General features: G+C 38.6%; 22 protein-coding genes, 1 riboswitch and 1 other annotated feature. Of the genes, 7 read left to right on the plus strand and 15 right to left on the minus strand.

The window, feature by feature from the left end; all coding sequences use genetic code 11:
• Positions 1 to 90 precede the first annotated feature (90 nt).
• On the plus strand, positions 91 to 744 hold the full coding sequence (locus ABE099_RS13205) for a VanZ family protein (protein WP_430031399.1): 654 nt from the start codon (positions 91 to 93) through the stop codon (positions 742 to 744).
• A 58-nt stretch (positions 745 to 802) separates the two neighbouring features.
• Positions 803 to 1,048, plus strand: a binding site (T-box leader).
• Positions 1,049 to 1,444: 396 nt separating this feature from the next.
• Positions 1,445 to 3,187 carry an arginine--tRNA ligase gene (gene argS / locus ABE099_RS13210; RefSeq protein ID WP_430031401.1) on the plus strand — a complete coding sequence of 581 codons (1,743 nt, stop codon included), beginning with the start codon at positions 1,445 to 1,447 and terminating at the stop codon, positions 3,185 to 3,187.
• Here the strand turns inward: argS and ABE099_RS13215 are convergent.
• From ABE099_RS13215 to ABE099_RS13245, 7 genes are all read right to left on the minus strand, one after another.
• Positions 3,155 to 3,862 carry a DUF4097 family beta strand repeat-containing protein gene (locus ABE099_RS13215; protein WP_430031403.1) on the minus strand — a complete coding sequence of 236 codons (708 nt, stop codon included), beginning with the start codon at positions 3,860 to 3,862 and terminating at the stop codon, positions 3,155 to 3,157. The genes argS and ABE099_RS13215 overlap by 33 nt on opposite strands.
• Before the next feature lie 23 nt (positions 3,863 to 3,885).
• Entirely contained in the window at positions 3,886 to 4,572 is a 687-nt protein-coding gene (locus tag ABE099_RS13220) for an ABC transporter permease (protein ID WP_430031405.1), read from the minus strand.
• A 4-nt stretch (positions 4,573 to 4,576) separates the two neighbouring features.
• Positions 4,577 to 5,398, minus strand: coding sequence for an ABC transporter ATP-binding protein (locus tag ABE099_RS13225; RefSeq protein ID WP_430031408.1), 822 nt, complete (start codon positions 5,396 to 5,398; stop codon positions 4,577 to 4,579).
• A gap of 10 nt (positions 5,399 to 5,408) precedes the next feature.
• Positions 5,409 to 6,077 (minus strand): TetR/AcrR family transcriptional regulator, encoded by a 669-nt coding sequence (locus ABE099_RS13230; RefSeq protein WP_430031410.1) that lies wholly within the window; start codon positions 6,075 to 6,077, stop codon positions 5,409 to 5,411.
• A gap of 230 nt (positions 6,078 to 6,307) precedes the next feature.
• On the minus strand, positions 6,308 to 6,772 hold the full coding sequence (locus ABE099_RS13235) for a DUF420 domain-containing protein (RefSeq protein WP_430031412.1): 465 nt from the start codon (positions 6,770 to 6,772) through the stop codon (positions 6,308 to 6,310).
• Positions 6,773 to 6,948: 176 nt separating this feature from the next.
• Positions 6,949 to 7,698 carry a type I methionyl aminopeptidase gene (map, locus tag ABE099_RS13240; protein WP_430031415.1) on the minus strand — a complete coding sequence of 250 codons (750 nt, stop codon included), beginning with the start codon at positions 7,696 to 7,698 and terminating at the stop codon, positions 6,949 to 6,951.
• Positions 7,699 to 7,865: 167 nt separating this feature from the next.
• Positions 7,866 to 8,054 carry a hypothetical protein gene (locus tag ABE099_RS13245; RefSeq protein WP_210090479.1) on the minus strand — a complete coding sequence of 63 codons (189 nt, stop codon included), beginning with the start codon at positions 8,052 to 8,054 and terminating at the stop codon, positions 7,866 to 7,868.
• A 516-nt stretch (positions 8,055 to 8,570) separates the two neighbouring features.
• Here ABE099_RS13245 and ABE099_RS13250 point away from each other — a divergent pair.
• Positions 8,571 to 8,909 (plus strand): DUF4870 domain-containing protein, encoded by a 339-nt coding sequence (locus ABE099_RS13250; protein WP_210090478.1) that lies wholly within the window; start codon positions 8,571 to 8,573, stop codon positions 8,907 to 8,909.
• A 33-nt stretch (positions 8,910 to 8,942) separates the two neighbouring features.
• Here the strand turns inward: ABE099_RS13250 and ABE099_RS13255 are convergent, their stop codons facing one another.
• Together ABE099_RS13255 and ABE099_RS13260 are read right to left on the minus strand one after the other, a co-directional pair.
• Positions 8,943 to 10,304, minus strand: coding sequence for a nucleobase:cation symporter-2 family protein (locus tag ABE099_RS13255; RefSeq protein WP_430031584.1), 1,362 nt, complete (start codon positions 10,302 to 10,304; stop codon positions 8,943 to 8,945).
• Between the two features lie 23 nt (positions 10,305 to 10,327).
• Complete coding sequence (locus ABE099_RS13260; RefSeq protein WP_430031419.1) at positions 10,328 to 10,903, minus strand: xanthine phosphoribosyltransferase; 576 nt, start codon at positions 10,901 to 10,903, stop codon at positions 10,328 to 10,330.
• 411 nt (positions 10,904 to 11,314) lie between these two features.
• Positions 11,315 to 11,415: riboswitch (purine riboswitch) on the minus strand.
• A gap of 268 nt (positions 11,416 to 11,683) precedes the next feature.
• On the opposite strand from ABE099_RS13260, the gene mscL reads away from it, so the two are divergent.
• Entirely contained in the window at positions 11,684 to 12,181 is a 498-nt protein-coding gene (gene mscL / locus ABE099_RS13265) for a large conductance mechanosensitive channel protein MscL (protein WP_430031422.1), read from the plus strand.
• 186 nt (positions 12,182 to 12,367) lie between these two features.
• Here the strand turns inward: mscL and ABE099_RS13270 are convergent, their stop codons facing one another.
• Positions 12,368 to 12,670 carry a hypothetical protein gene (locus tag ABE099_RS13270; protein ID WP_430031425.1) on the minus strand — a complete coding sequence of 101 codons (303 nt, stop codon included), beginning with the start codon at positions 12,668 to 12,670 and terminating at the stop codon, positions 12,368 to 12,370.
• Between the two features lie 121 nt (positions 12,671 to 12,791).
• Positions 12,792 to 13,589, minus strand: a complete 798-nt coding sequence (locus ABE099_RS13275) for a zinc-ribbon domain-containing protein (protein ID WP_430031427.1) — start codon at positions 13,587 to 13,589, stop codon at positions 12,792 to 12,794.
• Between the two features lie 335 nt (positions 13,590 to 13,924).
• Here ABE099_RS13275 and ABE099_RS13280 point away from each other — a divergent pair, with 335 nt between their 5' ends.
• The gene (locus tag ABE099_RS13280; protein WP_430031587.1) at positions 13,925 to 14,635 is read left to right on the plus strand and encodes a GTP pyrophosphokinase; all 711 of its coding nucleotides are present in this window, start codon (positions 13,925 to 13,927) and stop codon (positions 14,633 to 14,635) included.
• Between the two features lie 151 nt (positions 14,636 to 14,786).
• On the opposite strand, the gene ABE099_RS13285 is transcribed toward ABE099_RS13280, so the two are convergent.
• From ABE099_RS13285 to ABE099_RS13300, 4 genes are all read right to left on the minus strand, one after another.
• Entirely contained in the window at positions 14,787 to 15,494 is a 708-nt protein-coding gene (locus ABE099_RS13285; RefSeq protein ID WP_430031430.1) for a hypothetical protein, read from the minus strand.
• Between the two features lie 2 nt (positions 15,495 to 15,496).
• Positions 15,497 to 18,622 (minus strand): DEAD/DEAH box helicase, encoded by a 3,126-nt coding sequence (locus ABE099_RS13290; protein WP_430031433.1) that lies wholly within the window; start codon positions 18,620 to 18,622, stop codon positions 15,497 to 15,499.
• A gap of 176 nt (positions 18,623 to 18,798) precedes the next feature.
• Positions 18,799 to 19,179, minus strand: coding sequence for a RidA family protein (locus ABE099_RS13295; protein ID WP_430031435.1), 381 nt, complete (start codon positions 19,177 to 19,179; stop codon positions 18,799 to 18,801).
• A gap of 80 nt (positions 19,180 to 19,259) precedes the next feature.
• Positions 19,260 to 20,711: an ATP-binding protein gene (locus ABE099_RS13300; RefSeq protein WP_430031438.1), complete on the minus strand. Its 1,452-nt coding sequence runs from the start codon at positions 20,709 to 20,711 to the stop codon at positions 19,260 to 19,262.
• Between the two features lie 167 nt (positions 20,712 to 20,878).
• Between ABE099_RS13300 and ABE099_RS13305 the strand changes: the two genes are divergently transcribed.
• The gene (locus ABE099_RS13305; protein ID WP_430031441.1) at positions 20,879 to 21,532 is read left to right on the plus strand and encodes a phosphatase PAP2 family protein; all 654 of its coding nucleotides are present in this window, start codon (positions 20,879 to 20,881) and stop codon (positions 21,530 to 21,532) included.
• A gap of 351 nt (positions 21,533 to 21,883) precedes the next feature.
• Positions 21,884 to 22,768 carry an FMN-binding protein gene (locus ABE099_RS13310; RefSeq protein WP_430031445.1) on the plus strand — a complete coding sequence of 295 codons (885 nt, stop codon included), beginning with the start codon at positions 21,884 to 21,886 and terminating at the stop codon, positions 22,766 to 22,768.
• Positions 22,769 to 22,819 lie beyond the last annotated feature (51 nt).

Below are 22,819 nucleotides of genomic sequence, written 5' to 3' on the forward strand. Positions count from 1 at the left end.
TTCGTGATTGTAGGCTTGTTTTGCAAATAAATACATATAACTTTTTGGTCTACTAAACCGTATTAAACAATATAAAGGGAGGTTGATTTGATGATTTTAATTTATCTCATTCTTGAAGTTATTTCGGGATTTCTAGCTGTTTTGCCTTTTATAGTATTTATTCAAGTTATGTTAATGAGGGGTTTTCATAAAAATGGGATCGCACAGTCATCTTGGCATTTGATTGGAGTGTATGGACTGATTCTAATATTAGTTGGCATGCTCAGCGTTACGGGGATTCCAAATATATATAACCTGCATTTTATAACTAATATGAACTGGGTTCCTTTTAAGGATATTACGACGAATCATGTACAATATGTACTTAATATTATTTTATTTGTCCCATTAGGCCTTTTCATGCCATTACTATGGAAACGGTTTGCATCACTACAAAAAGTACTTAGCATTAGTTTTTTATTCTCCCTTACCATTGAACTCAGTCAATTATTTAATTTTCGAACAACCGATATTGATGATCTTCTCATGAACACGCTTGGAGGTGTTCTTGGATTTTATCTTTTTAAACTCGTTAATCATATCGGACCAAATATAGTGAAAAAGCTACAGTTAGTCGCCCCACCTACATATATAGGAAAGAAACTCATAAAATTCGAAAGTAACCTCTATATTTTGACAACATGGCTATCAGCATTTATGTTACAGCCTGTTATTTCAAAGTTTACTTATGTTTTGTTTTTTTAATTCATTTGACAATTGAACTAAACCGTGTAGAATAATATAAAATTCAAAAATTATACCGTCAATATTAATGAACAGAACAGTAGTTGCTTGAACCTGACATGACAGCGAGCCGGGTTGGTGTAAGCCGGTATGGAGGTTGCAATGAAACGGGTCTGGGAAATGATGTGCTTAAACTTGAAAGCTGAAGCTCAAGAAGTAGGCATATCCGGCAAATGCGCCGTTATCCGTAATACGAGGGATTAAGCTTATTGCAAGCTTAATACTTAGAGTGGTACCGCGGGAACCTTATGCTCTCGTCTCTAAAATATTTATTTTAGGGGCGAGGGCTTTTTTGCGTTATTTATTGGCTCAACCCCAAATAAATAAATGAATGGTTGCTGCTAAGAGGTACACATATTTAACTCCTATGAGATACAGATATAACTTCCATGAGATACACAGATATAACTTCTATGAGATACAAAACGAAGGTCAAAGGATTGTGGAGCAATGGAATGGTCGCCTTTAAAATTGATTTCCACCAATCTCACTTTAACATTCATAAGGAAATCAATTTTAACAGCGAGCGGAACAACCTTTGACCTAAGTGCCTTTTTAGTTGTGTCATTTCAGTTGTGCCATTTCAGTTGTGCCAATTATTAATTTGTTCATTCATTTATTCATTTCTGAGCTTAAATATCAATAAAAAGGAGAGCAAACTATGCAACATTTCAAACAACTTATCGCAACAGAACTTTGCAGTATTCTGGACAACATTACACCGCATCACACCGTTACGCCTCAACAAATTGAAGGCTTATTAACGTATCCTACGGATATCAAGCTTGGCGACGTGGCACTCCCTTGCTTTCACCTAAGTAAAGCCTTACGTGAATCCCCCATCGTTATCGCTGATAAGCTACAAGCACAGTTTAGTCACGAGGCATTTGAAGCGGTTACCGCAGTAAATGGATACTTAAACTTTTACATCGATTACACAAAGTTTGCGAAGTCCATCATGCCACAAATCACATCACAAGATACACAATATGGCGCTCAAAATATAGGCGCAGGGAAAACGATCATCATTGATTATTCCTCGCCCAATATTGCAAAATCGTTTCATGTCGCTCATTTAAGATCCACTGTAATAGGCAATAGCTTGTATCAAATTTATAAATTTCTGGGCTTTAATGTGGTTGGTATTAATCATTTGGGAGATTGGGGAACTCAATTTGGCAAACTGATTGTCGCTTATAAGCTATGGGGCAACGAGGAGGTCGTCAAAGAGCAAGGAATTGAGGAGCTACTACGTCTTTACGTTTTTTTTCATCAGGAAAGTGAAAACCAACCTGAGTTAGAGGATCAGGCTAGAGCATGGTTTACGAAGATGGAGCAGGGAAATGAGGAAGCGATCGCCATCTGGCAATGGTTTTTAGACATAAGTATGCAGGAATTTAATCGTATTTATGATTTGCTTGGCGTCACCTTTGATTCCTTTTGTGGGGAGAGCTTTTACAATGACAAAATGGAGGCAACGATTCAGGCTCTAAAAAAGAAACAACTGCTTACCCAAGATGATGGCGCATGGATTGTTCCTTTTGAGAATGATGAAATGCCTCCAGCAATTATGCTAAAAAAGGACGGTAGCTCACTCTATCATACACGTGATGTCACTGCTGCCATTTATAGATACGACACGTATCATTTTGATCAAGCGATCTATGTCACAGACTATTCGCAAAATCTACATTTTAAACAATGGTTCAAAATTATAGAGATGATGGGTTATCCTTGGGCAAAAGGACTGATCCACGTTCCATTTGGTAGAATCAGCTTAGAAGGAAGCGGCTTTTCAACACGTAAAGGAAACATGATTAAGCTCGAGGAGGTACTGGGTCAAGCGATACAGAAAACAAAGTCGATTATCCAAGAAAAAAACCCACAGCTCCCCCATGCAGATGAGGTTGCCAAGCAAGTGGGTGTGGGTGCGGTTATTTTTAATGATCTGAGCAATAACAGAATTAAAGATATCGTCTTTTCATGGGAGCACATCCTCAATTTCAAAGGGGAAACGGGGCCATATGTACAATATGTTCATGCTCGCTGTTGTCGCCTGCTCACTGAAGCTAAGCTAGATAAGGCGACACTTCTCACATTGCTAACCGCTTTGTACGAACAATTGCCAAGGGACTTTTTAACGCCAGAAAGCAACCAATTACTTAAACTGTTATCACTATTTAGCGAAAAGATTGTTGCTGCGATGAAAAAATTGGAGCCTTCGATCATTAGTCGCTATTTAATCGATCTGTCCCAAGCATTTAATCGTTTTTATCATGAAAACAAAGTATTAGTGGAGGATAACTCCCTACGCCATTTCAGATTAGGACTTGTATTGTGTACTCAAATTACGTTACGTAATGGCCTTGCATTAATCGGGCTTCAAGCCCCCCAGCAAATTTGAATCGAATGGAACAATTTCCATATGTCCTCCTGCTATAGAGACATGGAATCTTGACTCGCCCTCCTTAGGTTTTAGCTGACTTTTCTCGTATTGCAAAGGTAAAGAGCTACGAATCGCTTTACGAGACGTCAGCTTCCCTGTGGAAATAGTGAACCTTAGCGCCTCAGGAATGCAAACACGAAGCTTAGAAGAGGTTGATTTAACTATTAATTCTCCAACTTCACATAATTGGGCTTGTACATCACTTGCTGTAGCATGAAGTTCAAGCCTCCCATAAGCACCACTTAGCTGTAGCTTTCCTGACACAACATTACATTGAATTGTCTCAGCATTCAGTTCACTTAACTTGATCTGTGTACCTACACCTTTAATATTTATGTTGGATAACAGCATAGGAGGCACATAAATTTCTAAGTAAGTCTTTTTCAAATTCACGCCTAACTTTGAGGACTTTCGCCCATCCGTGATCGTAATGACGGAAGCATGAAACTCATATTGAAATGCCTTTTCTATTTTAAATCCAGTATCGGCATACTGAATGATTTCAATTTCGTTGTTTGGATTAGGCATGATCACCACTTGACCTGTTAACCAATCTAAATTTAAGCTTAAAGGTGAATCCAAAGGTACTTTAATATGACGAATAATCGTTTTACCTTGATTTGAAAGCATCATTTACACTCACTCCCTTCATCCTTCTATTCCAACTCCATTTGATGAACAACTTGAAGCAAGCTATAGGCGAATAGAGCAGCAACCGACATAATGAGGACAGATAAACCGATTAACGCCTTATCATTATTAAAGCTTCCAATTACCGCATTCCCAATCACCCCAAAAAGCACAAATGAAGTGACAATGGTCGTTGGCACTGACTTTTTAATAAATCCGATCCGCATCGCAATTAGGCTAATCCCATTTACACTAATAACCATGATGGCTAACAGCTTGAGACTAGATAAGACGAACTGTAGTGACATCACATCTCTCACAATCGGGGTCCATAGCTCCGTTAAGCCATATAACACTAAAGGTGGAATATAACCTATAATCATCGCAAGTGTAATGAAGCCAGTTACAACCGCTAGTTTAGATAAAGCCACCTTTTTGCGCTCAATCGGATAACAAAATAGTAAAAATAACTGTTTACTCCCATACTCCTGCACGACATATTTGGTATACATGACCGCCGCCAAAATACAAAATATCATCATATACAAAATTGTTGCCAACAACAAAATGTTATCATAATGCTGAAACTGAGCATCCCTTGTTGAAGAAGCAACATACGACGCAAAATAAAGAAAGCACAGCAAAAATAAAGAAGCTACAATACTAGCTTTTATATACACTGTCAGAGGAATTCTACTTACCTCTAGCTTCATGAGCCTAAGCAATAATTTCACCCCCACTATTCTCACTTACCATAGTCATAAAATATTGCTCAAGTCCACCTGAATACTGCGCTCTAACCTGAGATAAATCAGCTTCCTGTAGCAAGGCTCCATTTGAAATAATACCTACGACATCAGCAACCTGCTCTAATTCCGAAATAATGTGACTAGAAATTAAAATGGTCATGTGCTGTTCTTCCACAAGCTGTCTAAATAAGGTCCGCATATCTCGGATTCCCATTGGGTCTAAGCCATTAAGTGGCTCATCCAAAATTAATAGCTTAGGCTGGTGCAAAATTGCTCGTGCAATTGCTAACCTTTGCCGCATACCTAACGATAATTTAGAAACGGGAAGCTTGGCTGAGTCCTGCAATCCTACCTTTTGCAAAACATTGGCGATCCTGCTCTGCTTTTCACCACTGGGGACTTGTACGCCCATATATTCCAAATGCAAGGCTAAGTTTTCAGTCATATCTAAATGCTCGAAAAAAACAGGCACCTCAATTAGGCTTCCCATCTCTCTAAGAATTTCTTTGAGAATCTCATTTCGATTATTTGACATCTCTTTTCCTAAAACCTCAATTACACCTTGCGTTGGTGTCATTAAGCCTGTAATCATCTTCATCATCGTCGTTTTACCAGCGCCATTTGCCCCAAGAAATCCGTAAATTTTACCTTCTGGTACATTCATCGTGCAATTGGAAATGACCTCCTGTCCAGCAAGCACCTTGGTCACATTTCGTACTGAAATCACAAACTTAGGGCTCTTTTCACTCGTAGTAACATTCGTAGTAATATTATTCATAGCAACGTTCATATTATCGCTCCTATTCATAGCCACCAATTTCGACATGGCGATCCACAATTTTCTGAATGAGTGTATTCGTCACAATATCAACACCTAACGATTGCATCATGTGCTGTAAAAATTTTAAACGCTGATAGGTGTCTGCTTGACTACGTTCAAATAACATCGGATTAATCCAAATGTTAACGAGTAAAAGAAAGATTTCTGCACACTGTAATGGATAATCCGTGTTAAGCGAACCATCTTGTTTGCCTTGAGCAATAATCGCTGCAATCACAGGTGCATCCACCTTAATCCCTCGTTGAATCCCTGTCACAACAAACTGCGGATTTTTAATCTGAGTGCTAAAAATATGGTTATACGAATGAACTTCCTCATTCGCTAATAAATGATCTAAAATGTAAACAAGACGATCCCTAGCGTTATATCCATGCTCGCCACCAAGCTGTGCTGCTTGTGCAATTAATTGCTCCATATATTGCGTCGTTTTATTAAATTGTCGTTCCATCACCACACTCAAAATCTCTTCCTTTGATTTAAAATGGTGATAGATCGCCCCCTTAGACATCCCAATTTCATCAATAATATGCTGCATGCTTGTTTTCTCAAACCCTTGCTCTAAAAAAAGCTTAGTCGCGATTTGCAATATCGTTTCTAACGTTTGCTCTGGTTGTTTAATTCTTGCCATATCGATCCCTCCATATCTTACTTCTAGATAAAATCTATAGAGATAAATTCTCATCAATTCAAGCATACCGACCGTTGGTATTTATATTAGTTTGCTTAAGATTATTTGTCAATACTTGCACATAAAAAAAAGCAACAACATTGATTCCTCAGTTTGAGAATCATGTCATTGCTTATGACTAATTATCTAGTGTTCATTGATTTTATTTACCATCTATATTGGCTAGACTCCTACAACCCTAAAATGACGTCCAACGCCGGCTTGGTATGCCCTCCTGGGAAAAATACGTATAACAATACGTACACCACAGTGCCTGTTATCGCAGTAATAAACCAAATGACAGAAGTGATCCTACCCAACTTACGATGCTTCGCGTACTTCTCCTTAAAGCCAAGTACCAAGGTTGTAATCCCAAATACGGCTGCTACCGTTGCCAATACAATATGGAACACAAGGAAAATTTGATAATACACTTGCAAATCAGCCGGACCACCCCAAGATGTATTCCCTACAAATGCAGTCCTAGAGCTATAAATAATGAAGAAAAGAATGGCTGCCACTGCTGCGGCAATCATCGTTTTTTTATGTGCTTCTCGTTTACCTTTAATAATAAGTGCCCAACCTATTGCAACTAAAATAGCACTTATAACGATAAATGCAGTACTAATAGTTGGGAGTATTATAAACCAGTCCATTTCCTGAAATCCTCCTGCTAGTTCGGTATTTCAACAATAAGTATGTGATATTTCACACACTTCGTAAAATAGTATACCATAACACTTTACTAACACAAGCCACTTCCTCGTACAATCCCACTAAGCACAATTAACGTATCTTTTGAGTCTGCTCCAATCACAACCTATCAGTTCCATTAATTCGTTAAAATGACAGGCCCATCCTCTGTAATCGCTAACGTATGCTCATAATGCGCACCAAGACTTCCGTCTGCGGATGAGATCGTCCAGCCATCTGAGCCCCAATGCACTGCACCTGTATCTCCTCTTGTAAAAATCGGTTCAATCGTAATAACCATACCTGCTTTAAGCTTAACACCTGTACCTGGACGGCCAAAATTGGGTACATCCGGTTGTTCATGCATCGATTGTCCAATTCCATGTCCAATTAGCGAACGTACAACCCCAACGCCTGCTTGCTTTGCCACATTAAAAACAGCCGCACCGATATCACCGATTCGATTCCCAGGAACTGCCTGCTTAATCCCCTCATGTAAAGCCTGCTCTGTTATTTTCAGCAAGGAGTCTGCTTCTGCACTTACCTTTCCTACCCGATAAGACCAACCAGAGTCAGCCAACCACCCATCCTTATTTACAACGATATCAATCGTGACAATATCTCCATCCTTCAAAGGTTCGTTTTTGGGAAAACCATGACATACAACCTCGTTTACTGATGCACAGGTTGCATATGGAAAACCTCGATATCCCTTTTGCTCTGGTGTTGCACCATGCTGTTTCAAAAATTCCTCCACAAATGAATCAAGCTCCATCGTAGTCACACCAGGCTTAATTCGCTTCGCTAATTCCTTATGACAAGCAGCTAAAATGCTACCTGCCACGCGAATTTTAGCAATTTCCTCTTTCGTTTTTAATTTAATCTTCAACAGTTACCCCTCCTGTGCTCTTTGTTATTACAATATGCTTAACTTCTTCGCAAAATAAGGCTTTATGTAAAAATCAAAAGAAAAAACCGTTCCTAGGCACATAGCGCCCGAACGGTGAAAATGTAACATCATATAGGTGCCGTATTTGTTATCCCTGACGGGGATTTTTAGGAGACAGAGGAATCCATTTTATCTAATTCATGCTCTACTAAATGTGTGAGCTCCTCTTCATATCCACTTGTAATCCGATACTTACGGACATACTCCTTAACAAATTTTTTGGGATCTTTAGGTTTAAATATCCTCGTCATTTCACGCAAACTTTCTTTTACTTCATTGTGACCTTTCGTTGCCATACTTTAATTCCCTCCCAGAACGCTTGTGATTAATGCTCCGATTTCGAGAACGCCGAAAAGTGTGACTGAATAAATAGTATGAAGTTGCAAGCTAAAGTGATGTTGCCTTTCCGGCAGGCATTGACACTAGACATACCCGAAGAAAATCCCGCTTGTTCAAGTTGAAATATCCCTTTTTCTAGTATTACTACAAGTCTATGGACATTTCATGAGAAACAGAAGCATATGCAGCGCCTGGCAACAAAAAATTGCTTCTTTCTCTTCACATGCGGTCATCGCAATATGTTTGGACGACCTCCTATCACAGTATATTATAACATACCTGATAAAAGTCCTCCACAATCTCATTGCTGCTTCATAAAATGAATCCTTGCTATAGAAAAGCAGTATGCTGTGGTATTCTCTGCTATAGCTCGTCATACACTAAAGTTAGTTAAACCATTTTATGAAAAACTAATCACCTAATTTTAGCCTGGTTTGCATTTCATCCAAAAAATAAGAAAGAAGGTTAGCCAGATGTCTCCTTTCAAATCTTCAACGGGAATTTATGAAAATGTTGCTGGTTTCTTTTGTTACCTATTTGCCTTTGTTGGTGGTGTTGTTTTCCTTGCCATCGAAAAACGAAGTCGATTTGTATTATTTCATTCGTTGCAGTCTATTATGCTCTTCATGGTAATCATGGTATTCCATGTCCTTACAGGCTTTATTCCTGTGATTGGTGTTATCTCAGGTTCACTTGTTACATTGCTAGGAGTATTATTGTGGCTACTTCTCATGTTCACTACACTTCAAGGGAAATGGGTTAAATTACCTTGGATTGGAGAGCTTGCCGAAAGACAACTGCAACGCATGTAATGGTGGAATTTATATTTATTACTCCATTATTTACTATTCCAATGTAATGTCAGCAGTACCGTTTTTCTGTGAATGTTCCTTTTGCTCCGCTCCACGTAAACCATTAAACAATAGGTTCATAACAATTGCAGTAAAGCTCCCAGCTACGATTCCGTTGTCTACTAGTATACGAATGCTTGCTGGTAATTGTGCAAAAATTTCTGGTACAACCGTTACACCAAGTCCCATCGCTACAGAGCAAGCAATAATAAGTAAGTTTTCATGACGATTCAAATCTACCTGCTCACTTAACATCCGAATGCCAGAGGATAATACTAGTCCAAACAATGCAATCATTGCACCTCCAAGGACATAGGTTGGCACAAGCTGTGTTAGTGCGGCTATTTTAGGGACAAAGCCAATAAGTACAAGCAAGCTCCCTGCTACAAAAATGACATCTCTTGTTTTAACACGACTCATTTGAACTAAGCCTACATTTTGAGAATAGGTGGTATACGGGAAAGAATTAAACACGCCACCAATCATAATTGCCAAGCCTTCTGCTCGGTAACCACGTGCTAAATCTTTAGCTGTAATATCCTTATCAACAATTCTGCCTAATGCCATAAACACGCCTGTTGATTCAGCAACACTAACGATCGCAACTAAAATCATCGTAATAATAGCTGAGGCATGAAAAGTAGGTGTACCAAAATGAAATGGCTCCACCATATGGAACCAGCTTGCTTCTTTTAATGGTGTGACCTTAACATCACCTGCAAAGCCAGCAGCAATTGTTCCTGCGATCAAACCGATCAACACTGAAATAGAACGTAAAAAGCCAGTCGTAAAGCGATTCAATAAAATGATTAAAAGTAATACGCCAAACCCAATTGATAGATGTAATGGGCTACCAAAATTAGCGGCTGTACGATCACCGCCCCCTAAGTCTGTTAGAGCAACTGGAATAAGTGTTACCCCGATAATTGTCACCACAGAGCCCGTCACAACGGGTGGGAAAAAGGCGATTAATTTTCCAAATAAACCTGAAAATAAAAAGACAAACAAACCTGAGGCTATAATGGCGCCATAAATTGCTGTGATGCCCATACCCTCTTCTTTCCCAATCGCAATCATCGGTGATACAGCTTGAAATGCACAGCCTAACATAACAGGTAATCCTATTCCAAAAAAACGATTTTTCCAAATTTGTAGCAATGTTGCGATCCCACATGCAAGCAAGTCAATGGCAATTAAATAGGTTAATTGTTCATGTGTAAAATTTAATTGTCCACCTACGATGAGCGGAACGATGACTGCTCCTGCATACATCGCAAGTACATGTTGAATTCCTAAAGAAAAAGTTTTAAACGGATGTCTGTTTCTTGCAAAAACAACATCCTTTTGTTCGTTTATCACAATGATATGCCTTCTTTCTATTATTCCTCTACAAAGGTAACTGTATTATTTTCTAACGATGCAATTTTAACCAAGGATTCAAGCTTGAAGCCTGCCTCTTGTAACAGCTTAGCACCTGGCTGAAAAGATTTTTCAATCACAATTCCAATTCCAACTACGTTGGCCCCAGATTGCTGCACGATTCTTGCTAAACCAAACGCAGCCTCTCCATTTGCTAAAAAATCATCTATGATGAGGACATTGTCATTACTATTCATGAATTTTTTGGAGACGGTAATTTCATTCGTTTCACGTTTGGTGAAGGAGTACACCTTTTCCACAAAAATATCGTTTTTAAGGGTTAACGATTTATTTTTACGCGCAAAAATCATCGGTACGTTTAATTCCAATGCCGTCATAATCGCAGGCGCAATACCTGAGGATTCGATTGTCAAAATTTTTGTGATTTGTTGTCCCTCAAAGCGCTGAACAAACTCTCGCCCAATTTCCTTCATTAGATTTGGATCCATTTGGTGATTCAGAAATGAGTCTACCTTTAACACCTGATCTCCGAGTACAATTCCTTCTGCTATTACTTTGTCTTTAAGCAATTTCACTTCAAATTCCTCCTAGATTTTCAGGCTCAAAATCAAAATAAGTACTTGACCACGATTGGGGGGAGCTACGATCCAGAGCGCTCTTGCGATTGTTGTTAAAATCATATTCCTTTTATAATGTATATTTATAGATGGAATTTGATTTTAAGAGACAATCTTCAGAATCTCTCTGTCTCTTCGCTAGTTTGGATAAGCGGTCAAGCACTAATTTTAAGATTAAACCCGTTTAATTAATGAGTATTTTGGCACATTTTTTATGGCAAAATACTAAAAAAGCCTATCTTCCCCAACCACGAGAAAATAGACTACAATGAAAAGAAGTCACATACATACAAAAACAATACTTATTTGCTAACCGATGAGCAATCGGCATTAATCCAGCTTAGCAACTAGTTAAATGGTATTGTTATATGTTATGAGATTTCCTCTCGTAGTCCAATCATTTACGGTGATCGGGTAGAAACATACAAGCCAATTCTTGCACATATACGAGAAAATCTATGATTTTTTTCTGAATTGTTGCAATGTTAGAAGTATAACGAAAGTTGTCGCAGAAATAAAGAGTAATTTACATATGACTCTATTTATAAATTAGTACTTGCCAGCAACTGGAGGATAGAGGCTTCTCCAGAATCTCCGTGTCTCTTCGCTAGTTTGGGTTAGCTGCCAAGTACAATTTTCATTACTGAGCCTTATGTAATTTATCTTTGAAAAAATTGAAACTTTAAACTATTTAAAATTTTGTATATATTTATAGGTAGAAGGAAAGGAGTAATTAGCATGGGAATTGTAAAGGAATTTAAAGAATTTGCTGTACGTGGCAACGTCATTGATTTGGCTGTAGGGGTTATTATCGGGGGTGCATTTGGTAAAATTGTCACTTCTGTCGTAAATGATGTTATTATGCCTCCAATCGGGAAGCTGCTTGGTGGGGTAAACTTCACAGATTTATTTTATAATTTGGATGGAAGCAAAACATTGCCAAATGGGGCACCTATCCAATCGTTAGCTCAAGCTCAAGAAGCGGGGGCTGCCGTGATCGCATATGGTCAATTTATTAACACTTTATTAGACTTCTTAATTGTCGCACTATGTGTGTTTTTCTTAGTGAAGGGCATTAACTATTTAAGACGTGGAGGTAAAGCTGTAGAGGAAGAGCCTGTTAAAGCACCAACGACAAAGGAATGTCCTCACTGCTACATGGAAATTCCGATCAAAGCAACACGTTGTGGTCACTGTACCTCCATCCTTGATGCTAAAGAACAGCACGCGCATTAATGCGCTTTAGTCCATAAAATATAGAAGTGGATAATGGCATAACAAGCAAAAGGCAGACCTAATTATTTTGGGGTCTGCCTTTTGCTTATTTAAAACTAATATTAAATATGTCGGATTTAATAACTTTGTGTAACTGAACGCATATAATATGACCAATCACAGTTATTGCTTTACACAGTTATTGTTTTAAATACTTGGCTTTTGTGGCAATAAATTACCCACGATCGACTTCAAATCATGGTCATCCTTTTGCATCTTGTCGCCCATATCTAATCTTTTTATTCTAATGTGACTATAATCTGCACCCGAATCTACTGGTTTAAATATCATCTGGTCCTCATCTGCAAGCCGAAGTTTATATCCCATTTGCTCAAACATCTCTAAAAGATCCTCTTTGGTAGGGTTTTTCCCCTCATCTACAAAAATTAAACCTCTTAGTTCTTTTGTCTGATGTTCATGAACAACTTCAAAATGTACAATACACTCCATTTATTTAAACCTCCCTTCATTACTTCGCATTTTGGGCGAAATGCCTCTTACCTATTATCTACGATTGAGTTTATGTTTAGGAAGGCAACAAATATCACAACTCTGTGAACAATTCCATTTATTACTGCTGTGCTCCACAATGAGGACACCATTTATTGTAAAGCGTGATTGCTTTACCACAATTCGAGCATGTTTTAGCATGTTCATTTTCTTTAGTCATCTCAGCAGGATTGCCCGCTACAGAATAACCATTGGAAGAACTCGTAGTTGTGTTAGGTGTCACATGCTCCTTCCAATTAGCTATTAAGCGGTCCAATTCTTCTTGGCGCTTACGCTCACGGTCTAGTTCAAGCTGTTGTTTTGCTTCCTCTTCAGGATTCAATGGTAATGGTTTTTCTACTGCTTGCTCTTGTCTAGGCGCAATATTTTGTTCTTTCTCAGCGATATTGTTTTCTGAAGAGCTATCCTTCTGTGCTACCGCATCATAACGCCACTCACTTGCAGCCGCAGTGACATTTTCAACCGTGTGTGATTCTACTGACTCGGCTGGAGCTGTTTCTTTTCGCTCAGGTAGCTTACTACCGCAAAATTGACAAAACAATGCTTCCTTAGCTACAGATTTGCCACATGAAGGGCATAGACGTTCATTTTTAAGGTCTGCAATTTTGTATTTAATTTCATCGCGCTCCTCTAATAACAAACCACATGTCCGTGCCAACTCCACCATTTCTTTTTCAGCCTTTGACATGTCCTTGCTCTGGAAGCCCTCATAAAACACTTCACCCATGCGTTTATAATATAGCCCAACCTCACGCTCAATATTTGTGATTTGTGTATTTAATTTACCGATCTCAACTACATTTTGGGCACGATCGGTTACTTTACCAGCACTATTTTTAATTTTCTGAAACAAGTTCATAGCTCCTCCTCCAATTATCCTCATAATCTCCATGATGTAATGTAATAGATTCTAAAATAAATAATAATAATGATACCAGATTTGACATAACTGTGAAAACTGAAACTCATCAAGTAAACTTCACGTAAGTATTTTTTATAAATCTAATGTTACTGTCACTAGGATGTCAGTGCAAATTTTTGAGTAAACTTTGATTTTGACAAGCTATTCACGATACAATAAGTATAAGTAAAATTTCTTAATTATAGGGGTAGATCATTCTGGACACATCAAACTCAAGTGACACAAGAAAGATTTTAAGTCAGGTAGACCTTAAAGAGTTAGACCTTAAAGAACTGTATCATTGGGAAATAGATCAAGAACAACTCCGTCAAATTGATGAATGGAGAAAGCTCCCTACTTTATATCAGATTGCTTTAGATGAACTACAAAATAAACTTAAGCTTATACAAACTGAATGGAAAATCCATAATGGTTACAGTCCCATTGAACATATTAAAACACGTATTAAAGAGCCAAAAAGCATTTTAGAAAAGCTTGACCGTAAAGGTTATGAGATGACCGTAGATAATATGATTAGTAAAATTCATGATATCGCTGGGATGCGAATTGTTTTCTCCTTTGTGAAAGACATTTATAGCCTGCTTGAGCATTTTAAGCAACGTGAGGATTTAACGATCCTTGAAGTGAAGGATTACATTGCAAATCCTAAACCTAACGGTTATCAAAGTCTTCATCTTATCGTTGCAGTGCCACTCACTCTTTTTGAAGGCAAGCGTTTAATGAAAATTGAAATTCAAATGCGTACATTAGCGATGGACTTCTGGGCCAGCATGGAGCATATTTTATTTTATAAATATGACAAGCAGGTGCCACCACACGTTGTAAGAGAGCTAACTGAAGCTGCAATCGCCGCAGATGAGCTTGATAAAAAAATGCATGGACTACGCAAAGAAATTATGGGTAGCAGCGAAGCTCAAATGCCAAAAAAGTCACAAAATCTGATTGATGTCTCCCAGTTATTATTAGAAAACAAATCTTCCTAGCCAAATAAGGCTAATTTATAGAGTTTGACGTTACTACCTTGTATTTAGTTTCGATTTAGCGATAAAGTTTTCAGAATCACATAAAAATAAGAAAAGAAGCTCCATAATTCATCCTTATTTTGCTAGGAGATTAAGGAGCTTCTTTGTTATGTTATTGGTGAGTGTTCTTCTTCACCTCATTAATAATAAGCGTAAGGCTTGCTGCTACGCCCTTCACCTGTGGCAAAAGCTCCTGCCACTGATCAAGCCCAGTCTGTTGACCTGTTAACTTCAGCTCAATCTCATTCAAGTGAGGTCCAGGTGTGTGAAGGTGTCCTTGATCTGCCATATCTGCTAACCATTCTGCGATGCCTGAATTGCTACCTGCACGAGTTACCGCTTTGATAGGTGGTCCAGCAAGCTTTTCCAGTACTTGCTCTGGATTAGACAAAGGGGAAGCTGCTGACCAGTTAGCAAACACAGCTGCGCTCAGTAACTCCTTATTCCAGCCTACAGCCTGTAACCCAATCCAAGGATTTTGCTGCCATGCTAAATAAACATACTCAATTGCCGCTTGACGATGCTCACAATCGTCTTTCCCGCAGCTACACTTCACTTGATCTAATTCCACTACATTTTCCCATTGAGGTAAACTGGAGGTTAGCAGGTGATGGCGATCTAGCTTGAAAGCTTGCTCCTTCTCATCCAGATCCAAAAACTGATACAACAACAAACTATTATCCGCAAGCTTATTTATTAATTCAGCTTCATTCCAACCTCGAATTGGAATTGTAATGTTGAACTGAGAGGCCAACCGATCCAGCTTAAAAGTCACCCCGATTTGCCCACTGACAAATTCAATAGGTGTATCAATAATCACCGTTACATCCCTCCTCCCATGTTCCCTGCTCCAAGTGTAATGAGCTTAGTTAACTCATCGTTACTCATCTCTGTGATCCATTGTTCTCCAGAGCCAACCACCTGCTCAGATAAAGAACGCTTAGCCTCGATAAGCTCGTCTATTTTTTCTTCCAACGTTCCTAAACTAATTAATTTATGCACCTCTACATTTTTTTGTTGACCAATGCGAAAGACACGATCTGTCGCTTGATTTTCGACAGCAGGGTTCCACCAGCGATCATAATGGATTACATGATTAGCTCTCGTCAAATTCAAACCAACCCCACCTGCTTTAAGCGACAAAATAAAAATTGGAGAACCTTGACCTTCCTGAAATTGAGTTACCATTTTATCTCTTTCAGCCTTGGTGACACCACCATGTAGGAAAAAAGGAGTTGTGCTGTATCTTGATGCTAAATGCTCCTGCAACATGTGGCCCATCTGCACATATTGCGTAAAAATTAATGTTGCTTCACTATTATCCATAATTAAATCAAGTAGCTCAGCTAATCTTAATAGCTTTCCTGAACGTTCCAGAACATCCTTCCCCGTGTAATCTTGGGTTTGGATTGGATAGTTGCATATTTGCTTGAGCTGGGTCAAGGAGGATAACACCAATCCTTTACGAGCAATCCCTGTTCGGTCCCCAAGCTGTGATAACAGCCTTGACGTCACCTGCTCATACTGCTGGACCTGCTCTTGTGTCAACGTACAATATGACTTCAACTCAATTTTTTCAGGTAAATCCTTACGAATAAGTGGATCACTTTTTAATCTTCGCAACAAAAATGGTGCAATTAATGTACGTAATACAGTGAGTTGGTCAGGTTGATCACTATTTCCATAACGTGCCTTAAAGAAAGCATGAGAGCCTAAATAACCTGGGTTCAAAAATTGAAAAATGGACCATAACTCACTCAGGCGATTTTCTACTGGTGTACCTGTCATAGCAATCCGATGGTTGGCATGAAGCTTCATAACACTTTGCGCTTGTTTTGTGCGATAGTTTTTAATATATTGCGCTTCATCAAGCACAACCGTATCCCATTGTACAGCTTGAAGCTCCTTGGCATCTCTACCCACTAATTGATAGGTCGTTAACACCACGTCATATTGCTCCTGCATTCTTATAAAATCATCCCCATGCAATCGGTCACTACCATGATGGATATACAATTTAAGCTGTGGTGCAAAACGTTCTAGCTCCCGCTCCCAGTTTCCAATTAAAGAAGTAGGGCATACAATAAGCGCACATAACTCGGATGCCTTAATGTTGTCCAACAGGACAGTAATAACCTGAATCGTTTTACCAAGCCCCATATCATCTGCTAGCAACGCACCAAACTGGAATCTTCGCATGACAGATAACCACTGAAAGCCACGCTCCTGGTAAGGTCTTAGCGTACCCTGCAAGGCGCTAGGCACCTTCCAACCACAATCCTCCATCTGCTCTTTATTTATAATAAATTGAGACAGCAATTGGCCAGAGTCAATATCCTCGACATAGATGCCATCCAACATTCGCGCCTCATCCTCTGAGGCTGTCAAATGCATAAGCTCCCTAAATGACATCGTTCCCTGCTGTTCATGTCGTTTCATAAATTTAAGAACCTGTTTAATTTCCTTCAAATTAATTTCAATCCATCTTCCTCTAAAAAAAACGAGTGGAGATTTTGAAGCGGATAACTCCATAAGCTCCTGAACTGTGAGAACCTCACCATCCAGCATGATATCTGCCTGAAATGAAACTAATTGCTCCACACCAAATAAAGGCTTATCTCCTGTTTTATTGCCATCTGCCCAATGGTCCGCCTTTACTTTTATTGACGCTGTTTTTCGTCCTTCTTTAGACCAGCTAGATGGCATCTGCAAGGTTACACCATTTTTGTGTAGCAATGCTGCGGATTGGCTCAAGAAATGGAATACTTCCTTTGCCTCTAAAATCCCCCCAACAGGTCTTGGCGATAATAATAACGCTTTGATTTCAGGGCAAATTGTAGCTGCCTTGCCTAATCGAAGCAATAGATTTTGCTGAATATGGTGATAAACTCGCCCCCGCAAGCTCGGATTTTGCTCATTTAAGCTCCAAATGACATCGGCTGGAATGGAGACAGCTGGGTCCTCTACACCTTCAGCTAAAAAGCTAATCTGCCACTTAGGATTAGACTGAACCACCTCAAGTGGCAAATCTGTTTGGACTTGATAGGGTTCTAACCGAAGGCATAAACGAATTGTCCCCACTTGCTCCGTTTCCTTCAGCTCTGCCCTTTCTTTATGCAGGATGTGATTACCAACCCTAGCTGTGTCTTGAATTAACTGTTCTACTTCTTGGGTCGTACCTTGAAATTGCAGCGCTTGGGTACCTAAAAGATGATTCCACCATAACTCATGTATGGGTGAATATCCTCGACGATAATCGGCTTTACTCCGTTTAAGCTTCGGCCCAAGCGAATTAATGGACTGCCGCACTTTAAAATCTATCATTGTACTAAGGAAGGAATGTAATACTACCATCTGCATCATTTCAATGGAGTCGTCCTGTATTTTTAAATGATGAGAAGCAGCAAGCCCAATTGGAGGCATCGCCGCTGCAAGACTACGAAATAGTTCCTCATCATGCTCATTTCCTAAATAAGGGCCAAAGCTGGCGCTCATCACTGGCTGGGTACCACGTCTTCGACCACCGATCTGAGTAGCTTCATAAGCCATAGGTACAATTTGCCCCTGCTCAAGTAATTTAAGCGCAAACTTAAGTGCATTGCTCCAATAATTGAATTCCTCTCCACATTCAAAGCCAAAAGTCTGAACCTTGCTTTCGTCCCAATGCAGCAACAGATTCCACGTATCCAAAGCAGATAAGGCGAGCCCCTCTAGTGTGCGCCCAAGTAACCCTTTACGCTCGTTATTAACCGTTTTACGACTTACATGCTTAACGGGATAACGAACCTCTGCTAAGCGAAGCAATGCAGGCTGAAATGGACGTACTCCAGTATCCAAACTAATTTTTCTTACCTGTGCCGTCCAAGTATCTATTTTTGATTCTGAAGTTTCGCCGGAAAAGCAGAATAGCACTTCACCCAGCCAAATTCCATAAAGACGCTGATTCATGATGATCTCCCGTCATGTTAATTCTTTGTTTCCTTATGTGCATATCTATACTATTTTATACGAAAATCCAACCAGATAAAACCAAGTTACGCTAAAGTTTGGATTTATAAAACAAAAAAACCGGAGCGACCTGTATATGCAGGTCGACCCCAGCTTATGGCTCATTCAAGCATTGCTTACGGTTTAAGCGCAATAACTTCAATTTCAACCAATGCATCCTTAGGCAAGCGAGCCACCTCTACTGCACTTCTTGCGGGATAAGGTTGTGTAAAAAAGGTACCATATACTTCATTCACTTTAGTGAAATCATTCATATCCTTTAAAAAAACTGTCGTTTTAACGACATGCTCTAGACCTGTCCCCGCGGCAGCTAAAACTGCCTCTACATTACGAAGTGACTGAGCCGCTTGAGCCTCTACACCTTCAGGTAGTTCACCTGTTACTGGATCAAGACCTAATTGTCCTGATGTGTAAACCAAGTTATTAATAAGAATTGCCTGAGAATAAGGTCCAATTGCACCCGGTGCTGAAGCAGTTGAAATGACTTGCTTTGACATTCACAGTGACCACCTTTCAAATTAAACAATGAATTAAGATGTATTGTACCACAATCTGTCATAGGAAAACCGCCAAACTTTTATAATTTATCGCCTTGAGGTGTCGTATAAGCAGGCAAGTAAAAGGAAAAAACACTTCCTCCCTCGCTACGGTTACAATATCGTATGCATCCACCTAAAAGTCTAGCTAAATTACAGCTTATAGGTAGTCCTAAGCCTGTTCCTCCAAATCTACGGCTAATGGAGCCATCTGCTTGCTGGAAGGGCTCAAAAATAAGTGTTCTTTTATCCTCAGGCACACCAATTCCCGAATCAATCACATGGAATATAATCCAGTTCACCGCTTTATTATTAACGTTGCTGACAATGCTTCCATTAATACTTTCCTTAACGTCCTTTTCCATTTCAATACTTAGGCTTACTACACCCTCACTCGTAAATTTAAAGGCATTCGCTAATAAGTTTCTTAAAATTTGACCAATTCGATTGGCATCTGAATACACGACATTTGGAACTGTTGGATCCACTTTGATTTGAAACTCAATATTTTTTTCATTGGCAATATGCTGAAACTGTACTTGCATCAAATCCGGAAATTCATGAACACTGACTTCCTCATGAAGGATTTCAAGTCTACCCGCTTCTACTTTAGATAAGTCGAGAATATCGTTAATTAGCTGTAACAAATCTTGCCCTGAGCGATAAATAAAGGAGCCATATTGCTTGGAGTCCGCGTTACTGTCCTCAGACTCAGTGATCAATTGTGCAAAGTTAATGATGCCATTTAAGGGTGTCCTAAGCTCATGAGACATATTCGCTAAAAATTCCGTTTTATATTTTGAAGCTAATGCAAGCTGCTCTGCTCTCTCCTGTAAATTAAGCTTCACCTGGTGAAGATCGTCCTTTTGTTTTATAAGTAATTGGTTCGCTTCCTTCAATGCCAGCTTATGGCGCTGCTCTAGTTGGAAGTCACGTAATATCAAGGCAAAAATACAACTAAGCGCAATACAGATTGGAAGTGTGATAGGCATTATTTTAGTCACGTAAAACATAAGAGGATATACACCAAAAATTGCGATGTTGATACAGTTTGTTACGTTAACAACTAAAATGACAATAAACGCCTTAACATAAAGTCTGTAGGTGCTTTTTTGCATCCAAATGTTAAGCCCTGCACACAAAATCCCTAGCAATATTAAATTGATCATGCCTGCAACTGAAGCTGGATTCAAGCCAAAGGTCAACCGTAGCAATCCGATTCCACATCCAATTACAACGAGCGTCAGTGGATTCCGATAAATAACGGTTGCAATAAGTAGCGGAATAAAACGCAAATCAAAAATCACGGTTTCTCCAATTTGAAAACCAAAAAACATACTTACCCAGCCTGCAAAAATAATTAATACGATGGATAACACATAATTTACTTCTTTTGTGGTATTCGCAAAAATATACTTATGGATAACATTAGCCACATATGCGACCGTAATTAACATGCCTAAATTCATAAAAAACATAATTCCAAAATTCATGTGAACGCTCCCTCTATATTTTGGCCTTTTGCTTTGACTGCTTGTTCGTATATTCACTTCTTGAACTTTAATTGCTATGATAGATGCGCCAGCAGGTTAGGCAATAACGTAAATCTCCAGTGGATTTATTGCTTGCTTCATGCTAAATGTTAAAGGAGTGCTATGTAATGAAAAGGCTTTTGAATAAAAACTATTTGCTTTCACTGAGTTGCCTCAGCTCTATCGCGTTTATGAGCGTTTTTTATAATCTATTAAATAGTGATAGTGGGCACGCGAAAGCACTCCTGTCACCAATAGACCAAGTGATTCCTCTCATTCCTTCCATGAGTATTCCTTATCTTGGCTGGTATCCATATATTTTTATTGCAATGGCATTTTTATGTCTAAAGGATCGTAGCATGTATTTTAAAATCCTCATTTCCATGAATATTTCTCTTATTTTTTGTTATATCATTTATTATAACTTCCAGACTACCGTTATTCGCCCTGTAATTTTTGTTACAAATTGGACGGAGCAGCTTTTACAAACCATTTATCGCAATGATCCACCGTTCAACTGCTTTCCTAGCATTCATTGCCTACACTCTTATCTTGTTATGCGTGGAGCTTGGTTATCTAAAAACATATCTAATAGAACTAAATCTACTTTTACAATCATATCAATAACTATCATTTTATCTACTTTATTTATCAAGCAACATGTTATTTATGATGCACTCGCTGCTATTTTACTAGGAGAAGTTGTTTTTTGCTTCATCTATGGTGTAAGTGTGCTAAATGGCAACAAACATAAAAGATTACGACAACATCTGCGTTTATAGCTTAAATATAAAAATAAATTAAAACAAGACACAAACAATTAAAAATTAAAACACCACGATAGATAAGTGTATGATATAATAAAAAAAGATCATCACAAAATAAATATTTAAAAAATAATCCTTTTCATTTTGACTTATGAATGTTATTATTTTTTTGTATTCATCTTTAAAAGATAATTATGTCACAGGTCAAGTGATTAATTTCACATAATCTACTTCGTTTATATGCTAGAATGCCAACGGATGCTCTAGTTTATTATTTTTTTATTATTATTTTCGTTATTAAAATGGTTTGCATTTTAATATATATTTTTCAAAAATTTTACTAAAGAAACGTGGAGGTCATTACTAATGAAAAAAACAGCTATCATTTTAAGCAGTGTATTAGCGTTAGGTCTTTTAGCAGGTTGTGGTTCCAAAGATAAAAATGCTGAACAAAAACCAGCAAACACAGAAACTAAGGTTGAAACTCCAGCAAACAGTGGTGCTAAAGATGGTACTTATGCTGATGGTACTTATTTCGCTCAAGGTAAAGCAGATGAAAAAACTGGCTGGCGTTATTTTGTAGAGCTAAAAGTAAGTGGCGGTAAAATTACAGAAGCTAAATGGAACGCAACTAACTCTACTGTTCCTGTTGACAAAGTTACTTATTCCGAAAAAGGTCAATATGGTATGAAAGCTGGCGGCGCTCAAGCTGAATGGCACGAGCAAGCGGCTAAAGTTGAAGCATATTTAGTTGAAAAACAAGATACTAAATTGGAATTAAACAACGAAGGTAAAACAGATGCTATCTCTGGTGTTTCTATTCACGTTAACGAATTTTTCACACTAGCTAGTGATGCACTTGCTGCTGGTCCAATCCAAGTTGGTCCATACAAAGATGGTAACTACCATGCAGAAGGAGATTCCTTTGATCCTAAATCTGGATGGAAAGAAACTGCTGACATCGTAATTGCTGCTGGTAAAATCGTAAATGTTGATTTCAGTGGTATTAATGAAAAAGGCGAAGACAAAAAACAAAACTCTATCGATGGTAAATACGGTATGAAAGCTGGTGGCGCTCAATCCGAATGGCACGAGCAAGCTGCTAAAGCTGAAGAATTTATCGTTGAAAAACAAGATCCTGCAGCATTGACATTCAATGACGAAGGTAAAACAGATGCTATCTCTGGTGTTTCTATCAGCTTGAAGAGCTACTACGATCTTGCTGCTAAAGCTCTAGAGCAAGCAAAATAATTATTATTCAGTTCATAATTAGGCAGTTTACATGATTTACTATGAAAAAAA

The organism is Paenibacillus turicensis (genome assembly GCF_050461185.1).
GTDB classification, from domain to species: Bacteria; Bacillota; Bacilli; order Paenibacillales; family Paenibacillaceae; genus Fontibacillus; species Fontibacillus turicensis_A.

What these genes read in the sequence shown, in the direction of transcription:
- mscL (WP_430031422.1), top strand. Translation starts at nt 11,684, where the DNA reads ATGGGAATTGTAAAGGAATTTAAAGAATTTGCTGTACGTGGCAACGTC.
- ABE099_RS13305 (WP_430031441.1), top strand. Translation starts at nt 20,879, where the DNA reads ATGAAAAGGCTTTTGAATAAAAACTATTTGCTTTCACTGAGTTGCCTC.
- ABE099_RS13275 (WP_430031427.1), bottom strand. Translation starts at nt 13,589, where the DNA reads ATGAACTTGTTTCAGAAAATTAAAAATAGTGCTGGTAAAGTAACCGAT.
- ABE099_RS13295 (WP_430031435.1), bottom strand. Translation starts at nt 19,179, where the DNA reads ATGTCAAAGCAAGTCATTTCAACTGCTTCAGCACCGGGTGCAATTGGA.
- argS (WP_430031401.1), top strand. Translation starts at nt 1,445, where the DNA reads ATGCAACATTTCAAACAACTTATCGCAACAGAACTTTGCAGTATTCTG.
- ABE099_RS13220 (WP_430031405.1), bottom strand. Translation starts at nt 4,572, where the DNA reads ATGAAGCTAGAGGTAAGTAGAATTCCTCTGACAGTGTATATAAAAGCT.
- ABE099_RS13205 (WP_430031399.1), top strand. Translation starts at nt 91, where the DNA reads ATGATTTTAATTTATCTCATTCTTGAAGTTATTTCGGGATTTCTAGCT.
- ABE099_RS13215 (WP_430031403.1), bottom strand. Translation starts at nt 3,862, where the DNA reads ATGATGCTTTCAAATCAAGGTAAAACGATTATTCGTCATATTAAAGTA.
- ABE099_RS13290 (WP_430031433.1), bottom strand. Translation starts at nt 18,622, where the DNA reads ATGAATCAGCGTCTTTATGGAATTTGGCTGGGTGAAGTGCTATTCTGC.
- ABE099_RS13300 (WP_430031438.1), bottom strand. Translation starts at nt 20,711, where the DNA reads ATGAATTTTGGAATTATGTTTTTTATGAATTTAGGCATGTTAATTACG.
- ABE099_RS13270 (WP_430031425.1), bottom strand. Translation starts at nt 12,670, where the DNA reads ATGGAGTGTATTGTACATTTTGAAGTTGTTCATGAACATCAGACAAAA.
- ABE099_RS13250 (WP_210090478.1), top strand. Translation starts at nt 8,571, where the DNA reads ATGTCTCCTTTCAAATCTTCAACGGGAATTTATGAAAATGTTGCTGGT.
- ABE099_RS13230 (WP_430031410.1), bottom strand. Translation starts at nt 6,077, where the DNA reads ATGGCAAGAATTAAACAACCAGAGCAAACGTTAGAAACGATATTGCAA.
- ABE099_RS13235 (WP_430031412.1), bottom strand. Translation starts at nt 6,772, where the DNA reads ATGGACTGGTTTATAATACTCCCAACTATTAGTACTGCATTTATCGTT.
- ABE099_RS13245 (WP_210090479.1), bottom strand. Translation starts at nt 8,054, where the DNA reads ATGGCAACGAAAGGTCACAATGAAGTAAAAGAAAGTTTGCGTGAAATG.
- ABE099_RS13225 (WP_430031408.1), bottom strand. Translation starts at nt 5,398, where the DNA reads ATGAACGTTGCTATGAATAATATTACTACGAATGTTACTACGAGTGAA.
- ABE099_RS13310 (WP_430031445.1), top strand. Translation starts at nt 21,884, where the DNA reads ATGAAAAAAACAGCTATCATTTTAAGCAGTGTATTAGCGTTAGGTCTT.